The sequence below is a fragment of the Atribacter laminatus genome (assembly GCF_015775515.1).
Lineage (GTDB): Bacteria > Atribacterota > Atribacteria > Atribacterales > Atribacteraceae > Atribacter > Atribacter laminatus.
The window spans coordinates 2650438-2664256 of record NZ_CP065383.1 but is presented as its reverse complement, the minus strand read 5'-3'; the positions used below and the strand labels follow the sequence as shown (position 1 = coordinate 2664256).

Here is a 13819-nt window from a genome sequence, read left to right as displayed (position 1 = left end):
AATAGAATTTGACTACCGGGCGCTTAACCCGGTAGTCAAATTTTTTAGAGGGGGGTGTTTTCCTTAGTTAAGAGGATAAAACTCATCGGATTCTTTTTTATTCTTCCAACTATTATTCTGCTTTTAGTGATCTCAATTTTTCCTTTGATTTATTCCTTTTGGTTGAGTCTCTGCCAGTGGAACATTGGGACCGGTGGAGAACGGATGTTTATCGGAGTCCGCAATTATCTTAATCTGCTTACCGATGAGCGTTTCTGGAATGCCATGAAAAATACCGGTTTAGAGCTTATTTTAGGGGTTGGAGTACAATTTTTAATCGGCTTAGGCATTGCCTTGCTCTTAAATCGTACCTTCCGAGGGAAAAATTGGGTTACTACTCTTTACCTTCTTCCCATGATGATCTCGCCAGTAGTTGTCGGTTGTATTTGGAGGATTATATACCATTATCAATATGGCCCTCTCAACTATATTCTTAACCGGGTCAGTATTGCTTCGGTTAATTGGTTGGGCAGCGGATCGATTTCGATCTTTTCGGTCATTATAGCTGATATATGGGAATGGACCCCCTTTATGATGATTACCTTGCTCGCTGGTCTGCAGGCAATTCCTGATGAACTTTATGAAGCAGCCCGAGTGGATGGTGCGACTCGTTGGCAGACTTTTTCAGCATTAGTAGTTCCTCTACTCACTCCGGTTATGATCGTGGTCCTTCTGATTCGAATAATGGATGCTTTTAAAATTTTTGATTTGGTTGTTCTGCTGACCATGGGAGGTCCCGGTCAATCCTCGGAAACCGTATCGTTCTTTAATTATTTAACCGGTTTTAAATACTTTAATATGGGTTATGCCTCGGCTATGGCATATTTCCAGCTGCTTATCATTGTCATCATCGCCAATATTTTTCTCAAGTCTTGGAAGAGGAGGGAAACGATTTGAATCGGACAGAAAGGAGGTTTAATAGTTTTATTATTTTAGTCATCATTGTTCTTCTTCTGGTTTTTCTAAGCCCCTTTATTTGGAATTTTATGACTTCATTCAAGGACAAGGGTGAATATTTTACCTATCCTCCGGTTTTCATTTCTCAAACCATCAACTTTGAACATTACACTCAAGCCTGGAACCTGGGAGCGGGAAAGGGAATACAGGATAGTTTAATCATTGCGGTTTTTACTACTTTAATTGCCTTAGTTCTTGGTTCCCTGGCTGCATATGCTTTGGCCCGTTTTAAAATTGGAGGAGAAAACTTGGCATTTTGGATTTTGTCTATTCGTATGATGCCCCCTGTCGCATCGATTCTCCCTCTTTTTCTTTTTTTTCGGACGCTGAGATGGCTTGATACCTATCAGGCTTTAATTTTAACCTATTCTCTCTTCAACGTTCCCTTTGCGGTATGGATGATGAAAGGTTTTTTCGAGGAATTGCCTCATGAATTGGAAGAGGCAGCTTTAGTTGATGGTTGTGGAAGGTTGGGGGCTTTCGTTAAAATCGCCCTTCCCTTGGTAACTCCAGGCTTAGTGGCGACCGCCCTTTTTTGCTTTATGTTTTCTTGGAATGAATTCATTTTTGCTCTCATTTTAGGTCGATCCAGAGTAACTCCAATAACGGTAAATATTTCTGGATTGATTGGAGGGCACGAAATACTCTGGGCGGAAATTTCTTCCGCTTCCATTATGGCGAGTATTCCGATTATCATTCTGGCAATTTTACTTCAGCGCTATTTAGTTCGTGGTCTCACCTTAGGTGCAGTAAAAGGATAATCAAAGATCTTTCTCTTTCGGTTGCTGGGAAAACCAATGTTCGAAGGTCTCTCTGTCAGTGAAGGATTTTTGAGTGCCTCTTTGAGTCGTTGATAAAGCAGCGTAACCACTGGCTTTATCGATTGATTCTTCCAGCCCTTTACCCTGGCACAGAAAATGGACCAAGGCACCAATAAAAGCATCACCGGCTCCAGTAGTATCAATCGATTTAACCGGATAGGCTGGGAATGATCGATTTATTGTGTTATTAACCAACAAAGATCCCTTTTCTCCAAGAGTTACCAATACGTTTTGGACTCCCTTTTCTAAGAGCAAATGAGCACCTTTGAGAATATCATCGCGGGAACTGGTGTTTACTCCAGTGAGAGTATGAAGTTCGGTTTCATTGGGAGCAAAAAGGTAAATCCCTTCCAGATATTTCCAATCTAAATTGCGGGCCGGGGCTGGATTGAGAATGACTTTTTTACCAAGCTCATGGGCTAAGTCCAGAACGGCATAAACAGTATCTAATTTAATTTCAAGTTGAAGGAGAAAAAAAGACATCTCAGTGAGAACCGATTTTATCTGAAAGATATCTTCTGGTTCGAGATAAGAATTGGCTCCGGGAATAATAAAAATGCTATTGTACCCATTTTTATCGACAAATATTGGAGCAACTCCACTGGTTTTTCCGTCGACGGTTTTTATCCAGGTGGTATCTATTCCCTGATTCTTAAAATTTTCTTTTACTAAGGGTCCAAAAAGGTCATTCCCAACGGCAGTTACTACGAAAGGATTTCCCCCCAGTTTGGCAATGGCAACTGCCTGGTTTGCACCTTTTCCTCCGAAACCAATTTCAAAGTCTTTTCCAAAGATGGTTTCACCTACTTTGGGGAACGAGTCATCATAATAGGTAATCAAATCCATCATATTGCTACCAATCATAGCTACTTTGTATTGAGACTGATGAGAATGCATATTTCCCTCCTTCAAAAGAAAAATGATAAATTAAATATCTGTATCCCATTTTATATCAAAAATCGAAGATATTTACTATTTTCTTTTCGATTTAATAAAAACCTTTGTCTATCCCGAAAATACCATCATATGAATTCCTTGAATCCGTTATCCTGAGCCTTCTTCTTTTCTCCTTTTTCTCACCCTCGCCCCCTCGCACCCTCTTCCCCTCAGTATTTGAGTGCGTGAGGATCTCATCAACTCAATCCGTCATTGCGAGACCTGGTTTTTTGAGGTCGTGGCAATCTCATGATTCATCTTTTATTATGTGTTGAATTGTGGTATTGAAAAAGATGAGATTCTCACGTCGTCCGGCAGCAAACACCGGACTCCTCAGAATAACAAACTGGGTGGTAGAGATTGTCACGTCGCTCAACCAAAAAAAGGTTGATCTCCTCGCAATGACGGAGCAGTAAAAACTCAAATCCCCCTCTTCTTTTTTACTTCGCTTTTTACTTCTTATTCTTGACAACCAAAGCATTAATAACTAATCTTGTATTATTCGGGAGACATTATCTAAGAGCGAAAGTGATAAGTCAGGACTTACTAAAACTTCAACATCCTATTAATTTTTTGTTACGTGAATTGTTTAAATTTTATCGTAAATATATTTATATATAATAATAAATAACTACTAAGGAGGATATAGTGAAACTTAAAATTATTGTACCAATAATTACCAAATTATTTGAGGCAGAAACCGAGAAAGAGGTGAAACAATTTTTGTCACCGGGGACAGAAATCGATGTAGAATGTATTCCTTATGGATCGGCTTCTATCGAATCAGCTTATGATGAGGCCGCCTGTGCGCCAGGAATTCTTCATTTAGCGGAAAATGCTCAAAAGCAAGGATTCGATGGCGTGTTTATTGATTGCATGGGGGATCCTGCACTGGCTGCAGCTCGAGAACGTTTAGAAATTCCGGTAGTAGGCCCAGGAAGAACCTCGATACTTTTTGCTGCTGATCTTTCCCACCGCTTCTCAGTGATTACTGTTTTGGAAAGTGTCGTTGTCTTACTGGAAAACTTGGCGTATGAAGCCGGTGTTGGGAAAAAATTGGCATCAATCCGATGGGTTAATATTCCGGTTCTTGAATTAGGCGATCGGAGTAAATTAATGAATGCACTGGTTGAAGAATCAGAAAAAGCACTTTGTAAAGACCAGGCTCATGCTCTTATTTTGGGTTGTACCGGTATGATGGGTGTTGCCGATGAACTTTCTGCGGAGCTTTTCAAGCGAGGGCATCGAGTTCCGTTGATTTATCCAGTATCTACCGCACTTGCCTATCTGGAAGCACTGGTTAATTTAAAGCTTGCTCAGAGCAAAAAAACCTATCAATTTCCTTCTAACAAAGAACGGAATCTATGGGAGCGGCTTGGTTCATAATAAAAGCTTTTTTAGCAGTTCTAGATTATACATATAAATATTGAAAAATAAGATTTTATAAGTATTTCTAAATTTGTAAAAGCTTTCGAATACAATAACCGATATTTAAGGGGGATGAGAACATGAGTACTAAGAAAGGTGAAGATGTTTTTGAAAAATATGCATTAGAAGCTGTACCAAAGGAAAATCGTCAAAGTTGGCCGAGTATTGCTTTGATCTGGATTGGAACAATGATTTGTGTTCCGGCCTTGATGATGGGAGGAGCTTTAATAACCGGTTTGAATTTATTACATGCTCTGCTTGCTGGCATTATTGGCTATACCATTGTGGTAATTTATATGAGTTTTCAGGGAATGCAAGCAGCCGATTTAGGAAGACCGACAGTCAGCGCTGCCATTCCTTCTTTTGGTTTTAGCGGGTCTCGGGTTTTGATATCGTTGATCTTGGGAATTTCAACTTTGGGATGGTTTGGCGTACAAGCAAACGTTTGTGGTGCGGCTTTTAGCAGCGTATTGAATACATGGTTGGGTGTGAATTTTCCGGTTTGGCTTTCATCATTAATTTGGGGAGTTATCATGCTCAGTACTGCGATTATAGGGTTTAATGCAGTCAAGTATTTGAACTATATTGCCGTTCCAGCTTTGATCGCTCTGAGCGTATATGGAACCTATTCGTCTTTTGTAAAATACGGTTCTTCAATTCTTTCCTCCTATCAACCTCCTACTCCCTTTCCATTTGTTCAAGGAATTGCCCTGGCGGTGGGTACTTTTGCAGTAGGTGGTGTTATTGCTGGAGATTTTTCCCGTTATGCTCGAAATCGCCGAGAAGCGGTTCTTTCATCGGTGTGGGGTGTCTGGCCTGCCGGAGTTGCTATGCTTTTTATGGGCTCGGTTATGGCACTTTTAGCCGGTACTTATGATATTACTCAAGTCATGTCAGCTTTAGGGGCTCCGGTTTTGGGTTTAATTATTCTCATTTTAGCAACTTGGACAACTAATACCATCAATGCGTATTCGGCTGGTATAGCACTTACCAATTTGTTTCAGCTACCCGATTCAAAACGGGCCTTAGCCACTGCTATAGCAGGTATTTTAGGAACCGTGTTAGCCGTTGCTGGAATTATGAATTACTTTTTGAACTTTTTAACGATTTTAACCTCGACTATACCGCCAGTTGCCGGAGTCATGATTGCCGACTACTGGGTTAAGAAAAAAGGTGATCCCTCTAAATGGTTTAAATATCCGGGAGCCAATTGGGTGGGGATCCTATCCTGGCTAATTGGAGCACTGGTAGGTATATATCTTAAGATTGGCATTGCTCCAATCAATGCCATGGTTGTTTCCTTTGTTGTTTATCTTGGATTAATTTCAGTTGTTAAGCAACCTCAACCGGTTCCATCCAAAAAGTAAGCTTAAAAACTGCGTGGAGGTAAAAAATGAAATTTATTGATCTTCAAGATGTTGAATATATCGCTCTCGGGGCCGCTCTTTTGGGAACCGGTGGTGGTGGCGATCCACACCTGGGTAAACTGATGGCCATTCAGGCTATAAAACAAAACGGGCCAGTTCAGCTCTTTGATCCTGACGAAGTTCCCGATGATGCCGTTATTGTTCCGACTGCCATGATGGGTGCACCGACGGTTCTCATTGAGAAACTGGCCAATGGCGAAGAAGTACTCCGAGCTTTTAACGGGATTAAGAAATATGCCGGAAAGGATATTTATGCCACTCTTCCCATTGAAGCTGGTGGAGTCAATTCAATGATTCCGATATCGGTTGCGGCAAGAACTGGAATTCCACTTTTAGATTGCGATGGAATGGGACGAGCTTTTCCTGAATTGCAAATGACTTCCTTCCATCTTTGGGATGTTTCAGCGACCCCCATGATTATTGCTGATGAAAAGGGAAATACCGTAATCATGGAAAGTATTAATAATTTTTGGACAGAGACTTTGGCTCGAAATATCTGTGTAACCATGGGTGGATCGGTCATGCTCAGTATTTATCAAATGCCAGGCAAGGTCCTTAAGGAAGCTTGTATTCGAAATACTCTTTCGCTTTCAGCAAAAATTGGAGAATCGATCCTAACTGCTCGAAAAAAGGGTAAAAATCCCATTAAAAATCTTTTAGAGGTGACCGGAGGTTTTGAGCTTTTCAAGGGAAAAGTGATTGATGTTTTACGTCGTACTGAGGGAGGCTTTGTGCGAGGCGAAGCTCAAATTGAGGGCATCGAAGACTATCGAGGGAAAAACCTCAAAGTCCAATTTCAAAACGAGAACTTAATTGCCATTCGTGACGAAAAAATTATCGCCTCGGTTCCTGATTTAATCTGTATTGTTAATTTGGATAGCGCTATTCCGGTCACTACCGAAGCTATTCGTTATGGTCATCGGGTTTTGGTATTGAGCATTCCCTGCGATCCAAAATGGCGGACACCAAGGGGGATTGAAACTGTGGGGCCCCGCTATTTTGGATATGATGTCGATTATATACCGGTTGAAAAACTCATCAGCGAAGGAGGAAACCATCAATGATTTACAGTCTCGGAATCGATGTCGGAGGTACCAATACCGACGCTGTGCTCATCAACCAAAACAATGAATTAATGAGCAAGACAAAAACCCCTTCCACTGCTGATGTAACTTCCGGGATTTTGAATGCGGTCCATCAGGTTCTCGAAAGTTCTCGTGTAGATCGAAATAAAATACGCTTTGCCATGTTGGGAACCACTCACTGTACTAATGCTATTGTTGAAAGAAAGCGACTTTGCCGAGTGGGAGTTATTCGAATTGCCAAACCGGCAACCATGGCTGTTGTTCCCATGGTAGATTGGCCGGAGGACTTGGTTTCAGCGGTTGGAGAAAATTATTACATTGTCCAGGGTGGCCATGAATTCGACGGACGAGAAATTACTCATCTTGATGAAAGTGAGATTCTGACCTGTGTCTCCGAATTAAAAGGGAAAGTTGACGCAATAGCCATTACTTCAGTCTTCTCCCCTATTTCATCAGCCCATGAATTGAAAGTTGCCGAAATGATTCGGGAAAAATTAGGAGACATTCCCGTCTCACTCTCCCATGAAATTGGTTCAATCGGTCTTCTGGAAAGAGAAAATGCCACTATTCTCAACGCTGCCCTCCACCATGTTGCTAAAACGACTGCTCAAGCATTTATCAAAGGGCTTCAACAAGAAGGAATCCAAAAAGCCGCCATTTTTTTCTGTCAAAACGATGGAACACTCATGTCGATAGATTATGCCATGAATTATCCAATTTTAACCGTGGCTTGTGGTCCTACCAATAGCATTCGGGGCGCTTCATATTTAAGTGGTGTTGATGAAGCTATTGTTTTAGATATTGGTGGCACCACCAGTGATGTGGGAGTCATTAACAAAGGTTTCCCGCGCGAGTCATCGGTTGCTGAAGAAATTGGAGGTGTTCGAACCAATTTCCGGATGCCCGATTTAATTTCCCTTGGTTTGGGAGGCGGAACAATTGTAACCGAACATGATGGAAAAATTAAAGTAGGTCCAGAAAGTGTTGGATATCTTATCACTGAGGAGGCTTTGGTGTTTGGAGGAAAGACCCTTACTACCACCGATGTAGCCGTCCGAGCTGGAATGGCATCGATTGGTGATGCATCTCGAGTGAGCCATCTGGATGAAGGATTTGTCCGGCAAGTATTGGGGATCATTCGCAATATGTTCAATGAAGCTGTCGACAAGATGAAACTTTCTTCTGATCCAATGCCGCTTATCTTAGTTGGAGGTGGGAGTATTTTGGTAGGTGATCACCTTGAAGGAATTTCCGAAATCCTCCGACCGGATAATTATGAAGTGGCCAATGCTCTTGGTGCCGCCATTGCTCAGGTTAGCGGTCAGGTTGAGCGAGTATTTTCTTTAAGCGAGATGAGTCGAGAACAGGCACTTCATCAAGCTAAAACCATTGCAACCGAAGAAGCTGTTAAAGCTGGTGCTGACCCTGCCACAGTTCATATCGTCGAAATTGAAGATGTCCCCCTGGCTTATCTTCCCGGGAACGCCACCCGGATTCGAGCCAAAGCAGCCGGAGACTTGAAGTATCAAGAATCATAAAAGAGATAGTAAAATTACGTCAGCCCTTCGTTGTCATCTCCTATAAATAATTCAAAGAAGGGCTGACAATCCTGAATTCCGCTTTTATAAACCGAACTAACACTTCATCTTTTTATACATTTCTATTTAATAAATAGGCCATCATGTCGCTTTGGTGGTACCAGATGAGGATGAAAACCTAAGGATTCGGCATGCCATGGCATGCCGCTACATTAATAAAAGAATGGGCACAATGTATCATGCCCGTTGGTTTTCAAGATAGACCCTCATGCTGCTTTCTCAGCACCAGATGAGGATGAAAATTGGTATCCAGGAATCGTTTCCTCCTTTAAAAAAAGGTGTTTAGGGGGCTTTGAACTTTTTCCTGCTCCGTCATTGCGAGAAGCCCAACCGTTCTTAGGTTTGGCGACGTGGCAATCTCATTTATCCATTCTTTTATTCTGAGCAGGGTGGCGTTTTTAACCGGACATGATAAGTATCTCATTTATTCCAATTCCAAACATAATAAAAGATGACTCAAGAGACTGCCACGACTTCAAAAAACCAGGTCTGGCAATGACGACTCAAAGTTCCTTCTCCCTTGATGGGAGAAGGTCAGGATGAGGGTGAAAGTTACGTTTGAAAACCAGGTTTGATGTTTTAAAATAGAGATAAAGGCAAAAAATGACGTTCCCACTCACCTATGCCTTTCCCACCAAGGAAAAGGATATTAAAAGAAATAGAAAAAGACAAAAAAAATTTTGACTATCTCCTGAATTATCATGAATTATAATAAGCATAATTTAAAAAAAGGAGCTGATATTTACGGTTCGGAAAAGAATGAAAACCCAAGTTGAACCTTATGGATCTTATGATGTTATTGTTTGTGGTGGTGGTCCTGCAGGTATTGCTGCTGCATACTCTGCTGCGCTCTTAGGGGTAAAAGTTGTTCTTTTGGAGCAGTATGGATTTTTAGGAGGAATGGCAACTTCTGGCCTACCGATATTGACTTTCCATAATATGAAGGGTGAACAAATCATTGGTGGATTTGCCCAGTTGTTCGTCGATTATCTAAAAAAACTGGGAGGTACACCAGGGCATGTTCCACTCCAACATGGACATATGAAAACCATTACCCCTATTGATCCGGAAAAAGTGAAAATTGCCGCCCAGGAACTTCTTTTGGAGCAAAAGGTTGAGATTCTTCACCGTTGCTTAGCTATTGATCCTGTGTTAAAGAATAATCAGGTCAAAGGAGTTTTTTTTGAGAGTAAGGGTGGTCGTTTTTATTTAGAGGGGAAAATTATTATCGATTGTACTGGAGACGCTGATATTATTGCAAAAGCCGGAATGGAGTTTGAATTGGGAGATGATTCGGGGAACTGTCAACCAATGACGATGATTTTTAAAATAAATGGCATCGACAGTCAAAAAGCTTTTCAATTAACCGACGAGGAGATCGTAGTGAATCCCCATTACGATCCCAATTCTAATTTTGCCCCAATTTTTCATATCACAACTCAATTTAAACCTTGGCGACAAATAATTGAAAAAGAAGGCCTCTTCGATGGAATTGCTGACCATCGTGCCTGGTTGATGTGCCTCTATCAAGGAGAAATGTTTATCAACACCATAAAAATCATCGCCGATTCACTTGACCCCGCTGCTCTCTCCTGGGCAGAGATCTCGGCACGACGTGAAGCTCATCAAATTTTTCAATTCCTACGTCAACATGTTCCTGGATTCGAAAATGCTCATCTCTCTTTCACTCCGGTAAAAATAGGGATCCGAGAATCACGGCGGATTATTGGCGACTATTCTTTAAACAAGGAAGACATTCTTTTGGGCAAAAAATACCAAGACACCATCGCCTGGTGTGGATATCCAATCGATGTTCACAAGCAGGATCGGATCGATTCCTATTTTCAATATGTCGAGGATCAAGGTGAATACGGTATTCCCTACCGTTGTTTGTTACCTCAGGAACTAGAAAATATTCTGGTTGCCGGTCGTTCCATATCAGCAACCCATGAGGCCATGGCATCCTTCCGAGTGATGGCACCCTGTATGGCAATCGGTCAAGCAGCCGGAGTGGCAAGCGCTTTAACTATTCAAGAGGAGTGCTCTTCTCTTCGGAAGGTTCCGGTAGATGTTTTGCAGAGAACTTTAAAAGATCAAGGAGCAATTTTATAAAAAATAATGCGTGCCTGAATATTTCCACTAGGCACGCATTATACGAATTTCTTATTAATTCTCAAAAAGTTAAAAGAAGGTAACTCAACTTTCGCACTAAAATAAATGCTGAAAAACCTTGATTTTAAAGGGTTTTTTAATGAAAACACCCCTCCTTTCTGGTAGAATTGACTTAAGGAAAAAAACCAATCACCACAAAGAGAGAGGTGTCTTCATGACTATCCTACCAGAAAATTTGAAAAATGAAAGGACCTTGTTACCCATGTTTTCCTCCTTTATGAAGGAGTTTAAAGTGAACCAACTGTTTCGAAAATGCCATATGAACAAAAAGAAAGGGTTCCCAGTCAAAGACGTCTTTCAGATGATCTTTCTCCTAGTCTTTACTCAGAAAAACGTTGCTGGTCTTCTCCAATCTCGACATCCCCTTTTCCAAGGAAAGAAAGACACTCTTTACCGTTTCCTCCACAAGACCAGTGGGAGCTGGCGAAAATTGCTCTTTCTTTTGAGTACCAAAGTAGTCTCTGAAGCGCTCCTTCCTTTTACCAGTTTGAAACGCTACACCTGGGTGGTGGATGATTCCCCCTATGAACGACCTCGGAGCTTGAAAGTTGAAGGGCTCTCTCGATTCTATGATCACACCCAAGGACGATTTTAGTCGTGGGTTTCAGAATGCTCACTTTAGGACTCACCGATGGTGCTACCTTCATTCCCTTTGCTTTTTCATTGTTAAGTTCTCACCGCAAAGAAAACCAGCTCTGTCCCATGGATGCCTCCGTTGATGGGCGGAGCAAAAGAGCTCACCTTCGGAAAGAATCCCAAGAAAAAACTCCAGAAGTCTTCTTCAACCTACTGGATGGAGCCTTAAAACACTGTCCTTTGGTCTCAACTATTCTTTTTGATAGTTGGTTCAGTTTTCCAGCCCTCATCCGCAAATGTGCTCTTCGCGGATTATCAGTGGTGTGCATGCTCAAAAACACCCCAAAAATTTACTATTCTTTTGGTGGAAAAGTTCTTTCTCTTTCCTCTCTTTTCACCAGAATTCAGAAAAGACCACACGGCAATATCATTGGATCGGGTGTCGTGAATCTCAATCTCACTGGGAAACCACTTTTAGCTCGGATTGTCTTTGTCCGAAGTGAAAAACAAAAATCTCAATGGTTGGCACTGCTTTCAACTGATCTGTCTCTTTCTGAAGACGAGATCGTCACCCTCTATGGGAAACGCTGGGATATCGAGGTTTTCTTCAAGATGGTGAAATCGGTCTTGAAACTCACTCGGGAATTTCAGGTTCGATCCTATGATGCTCTGGTATCCCATACCAGTATCGTCTTTATCCGCTATATCATGCTCGCGGTTATTGCCCGGAGAAACACCGATCCCCGAACCTTTGGCGAGCTTTTCTATGCCTGCTATGATGAAATTCAGGATATCACTCTTATGGAAGCACTCACTCTTCTTCTTGAGCTCCTGAAGACGACCATCAAACAGATTCTTGTCCTTTCAGAAGAAAAAGTCAAAGAGCTACTCATCTATTTTGTAAATAGTCTTCCAGCATGGTTGAGAGAAAAAGTGCTATTATTGAACTGCGAAAGTTGAGAAGGTAAATTATTAATATTTTACTTCAAACTTAATTATTCCTTTAGTGATCCCATGGTGATTCCTTGTATGAATTGTTTTTGGAAAAGGAAATATAAAATTAAAACCGGCAAGAAACCGATTGATAGCCCTGCCGTGAGAACTGCCCAGTCAGAAAGATATTGTCCTCTTTGAGTCATTATTCCAAGAGTTATTGTTTCCTTGCTGGGATCTTGAAGTAAAATTAAAGGCCAAATAAAATCATTCCATATCCAAACAAAAGTAAAAATTGCAACGGTAGCAATAGTAGGTCTTAGGAGTGGAAAAGCTATTCGGTAAAATATTTGGTATTCTTTACATCCGTCAATAACTGCAGCATCAATAATATCCTCAGGTATATCCGAAAAAGCTTGTCGAAACATTATAATCCCGTAAGCCGTCCAGCTTAAATAAACCAGAATAATACCAGTTAAAGTATTTAATAGTCCAAAAAAGGTAATCACTCGATATTGAGCTATCATAATTGAAGAAGGGACGATAACTAAACTAAGCATAAATAGGAAAAAAAGACCGTTTGAGCCTTTGAAACGGTATCGAGCAAACCCATATCCAGCAGCAGCTGAAAGAAAGAGCACGCCAAGTAAAGACACTATGGTAATTATGATACTATTAAAAAAGTAAGATCCAAACCTTCCTAAGGTCCAGACTTTTTGGTAATTTTGAAAAGTAGGTTGAGTTGGTAAACTTATTGGGTTTCTAAAAATATCCCAGTTTTCTCTAAGAGAAGTGGATAAGGTCCAGAAAAGCGGATAGGCAACCATGATAAAAAGAACAATAAGAACAAAATAAGTGATTCCTCTGCTAATCATATCTTTTTTATACATGTTCATTCTTTCCTTTCAAACATCCTTAAAATTACTAAAAATCTGTTGGTTATTTTCACGCTTTGCTCTGCCCCATTCCGGTAAATTTAAAAATCAGTATTCCTAATACCATTCCAAAAATGAGGAGAATAACTGAAATAGCACTACCATATCCGACATGCTGATAGGAGATTCCATGAGAAAAAGCCCAGGTTGCAAGAACTTCTGTTCCGTGATTTGGTCCTCCCTTGGTGATGACATAGGGAATGGTAAATACTTTCATTGCCCACATTGTGGCAAAAAGTATAGCTACTGGAGCTACGCTTTTCAGCATTGGTATTGTAATAAAGATGTTTTTTTGAAATGTATTGGCACCATCAATCTCACAGGCTTCATAAATTTGGGGATCAATCATTTTGAGTCGGGAAATAAATATAAACATACTCCATCCAAATCCATACCATATTTCAATTAAGATTAATAACCAAAGCGCTTTTTGAGAGCTTGAAAGCCATAGTCCTAAACCAGTAAGTTGTTCAAGGCCTATTTTTCTTAAAAGTGTATCAAGTACGCCTAATGATGGGTTGAGAATTGTTTCAAATAATAAACCAATAATTATTTGAGATAGAATAGCAGGGATGAAATAGCTGCCACGAAGAAAATTTCCCAGGAATAGCTTCTTTTGCTCCAAAAGTAAAGCAACAATTAATCCTAAAATGCACTGGAATCCAACCGCAGAAACAACAAAAAAGAGGTTATTTTTTAGGGCTAACCAAAATACATTATCTGTGTACATTTCACGGTAATTTTGAAATCCAATGTATCGGATCGTATCAAAACTAATACCATCCCATCGGGTTAAAGATAAACTAATAGTTCCCATGAAAGGGACAATCATGAATAATATATAAATCACTAGAGCGGGCAGGATAAAATAACAAGGTCCTGACCAGAAAGAAACTCTTTTTGAATTCATTA

12 protein-coding genes are annotated in these 13819 nt (G+C 40.7%); 9 read left to right on the top strand and 3 right to left on the bottom strand.

The window, feature by feature from the left end:
• Positions 1-54 precede the first annotated feature (54 nt).
• Complete coding sequence (locus RT761_RS11925) at positions 55-936, top strand: carbohydrate ABC transporter permease (protein WP_218111644.1); 882 nt, start codon at positions 55-57, stop codon at positions 934-936.
• Positions 933-1757 (top strand): carbohydrate ABC transporter permease, encoded by an 825-nt coding sequence (locus RT761_RS11920; protein WP_218111643.1) that lies wholly within the window; start codon positions 933-935, stop codon positions 1755-1757. The genes RT761_RS11925 and RT761_RS11920 overlap by 4 nt, the downstream gene beginning before the upstream one ends.
• Here the strand turns inward: RT761_RS11920 and rbsK are convergent, their stop codons facing one another.
• Positions 1758-2714 (bottom strand): ribokinase, encoded by a 957-nt coding sequence (rbsK, locus tag RT761_RS11915; RefSeq protein ID WP_218111642.1) that lies wholly within the window; start codon positions 2712-2714, stop codon positions 1758-1760.
• 687 nt (positions 2715-3401) lie between these two features.
• On the opposite strand from rbsK, the gene RT761_RS11910 reads away from it, so the two are divergent.
• The 7 genes from RT761_RS11910 to RT761_RS11880 all read left to right on the top strand — a co-directional run bounded on the left by RT761_RS11910 (position 3402) and on the right by RT761_RS11880 (position 11999).
• Positions 3402-4139, top strand: a complete 738-nt coding sequence (locus RT761_RS11910; RefSeq protein ID WP_218111641.1) for an aspartate/glutamate racemase family protein — start codon at positions 3402-3404, stop codon at positions 4137-4139.
• Between the two features lie 122 nt (positions 4140-4261).
• Entirely contained in the window at positions 4262-5548 is a 1287-nt protein-coding gene (locus tag RT761_RS11905; protein WP_218111640.1) for a cytosine permease, read from the top strand.
• Positions 5549-5574: 26 nt separating this feature from the next.
• On the top strand, positions 5575-6672 hold the full coding sequence (locus RT761_RS11900; protein WP_218111639.1) for an S-methyl thiohydantoin desulfurase family protein: 1098 nt from the start codon (positions 5575-5577) through the stop codon (positions 6670-6672).
• Entirely contained in the window at positions 6669-8231 is a 1563-nt protein-coding gene (locus RT761_RS11895; protein ID WP_218111638.1) for a hydantoinase/oxoprolinase N-terminal domain-containing protein, read from the top strand. Before RT761_RS11900 ends, RT761_RS11895 begins: the two co-directional genes overlap by 4 nt.
• Before the next feature lie 819 nt (positions 8232-9050).
• Positions 9051-10403 carry an FAD-dependent oxidoreductase gene (locus RT761_RS11890; protein WP_218111637.1) on the top strand — a complete coding sequence of 451 codons (1353 nt, stop codon included), beginning with the start codon at positions 9051-9053 and terminating at the stop codon, positions 10401-10403.
• A gap of 139 nt (positions 10404-10542) precedes the next feature.
• Positions 10543-11058 carry a transposase gene (locus RT761_RS11885; protein ID WP_218111636.1) on the top strand — a complete coding sequence of 172 codons (516 nt, stop codon included), beginning with the start codon at positions 10543-10545 and terminating at the stop codon, positions 11056-11058.
• A 14-nt stretch (positions 11059-11072) separates the two neighbouring features.
• The gene (locus tag RT761_RS11880) at positions 11073-11999 is read left to right on the top strand and encodes an IS4 family transposase (RefSeq protein ID WP_218111635.1); all 927 of its coding nucleotides are present in this window, start codon (positions 11073-11075) and stop codon (positions 11997-11999) included.
• A 35-nt stretch (positions 12000-12034) separates the two neighbouring features.
• Here RT761_RS11880 and RT761_RS11875 read toward each other — a convergent pair whose 3' ends face one another.
• Together RT761_RS11875 and RT761_RS11870 are read right to left on the bottom strand one after the other, a co-directional pair.
• Positions 12035-12862 (bottom strand): carbohydrate ABC transporter permease, encoded by an 828-nt coding sequence (locus RT761_RS11875; RefSeq protein ID WP_218111634.1) that lies wholly within the window; start codon positions 12860-12862, stop codon positions 12035-12037.
• A gap of 55 nt (positions 12863-12917) precedes the next feature.
• Positions 12918-13817 (bottom strand): carbohydrate ABC transporter permease, encoded by a 900-nt coding sequence (locus RT761_RS11870; RefSeq protein WP_218111633.1) that lies wholly within the window; start codon positions 13815-13817, stop codon positions 12918-12920.
• Positions 13818-13819: the final 2 nt, after the last annotated feature.

Coding starts and splice junctions, on each gene's coding strand:
- rbsK (WP_218111642.1), bottom strand. CDS start 2,714: ATGCATTCTCATCAGTCTCAATACAAAGTAGCTATGATTGGTAGCAAT.
- RT761_RS11905 (WP_218111640.1), top strand. CDS start 4,262: ATGAGTACTAAGAAAGGTGAAGATGTTTTTGAAAAATATGCATTAGAA.
- RT761_RS11900 (WP_218111639.1), top strand. CDS start 5,575: ATGAAATTTATTGATCTTCAAGATGTTGAATATATCGCTCTCGGGGCC.
- RT761_RS11895 (WP_218111638.1), top strand. CDS start 6,669: ATGATTTACAGTCTCGGAATCGATGTCGGAGGTACCAATACCGACGCT.
- RT761_RS11890 (WP_218111637.1), top strand. CDS start 9,051: ATGAAAACCCAAGTTGAACCTTATGGATCTTATGATGTTATTGTTTGT.
- RT761_RS11885 (WP_218111636.1), top strand. CDS start 10,543: ATGAAAACACCCCTCCTTTCTGGTAGAATTGACTTAAGGAAAAAAACC.
- RT761_RS11880 (WP_218111635.1), top strand. CDS start 11,073: ATGCTCACTTTAGGACTCACCGATGGTGCTACCTTCATTCCCTTTGCT.
- RT761_RS11875 (WP_218111634.1), bottom strand. CDS start 12,862: ATGTATAAAAAAGATATGATTAGCAGAGGAATCACTTATTTTGTTCTT.
- RT761_RS11870 (WP_218111633.1), bottom strand. CDS start 13,817: ATGAATTCAAAAAGAGTTTCTTTCTGGTCAGGACCTTGTTATTTTATC.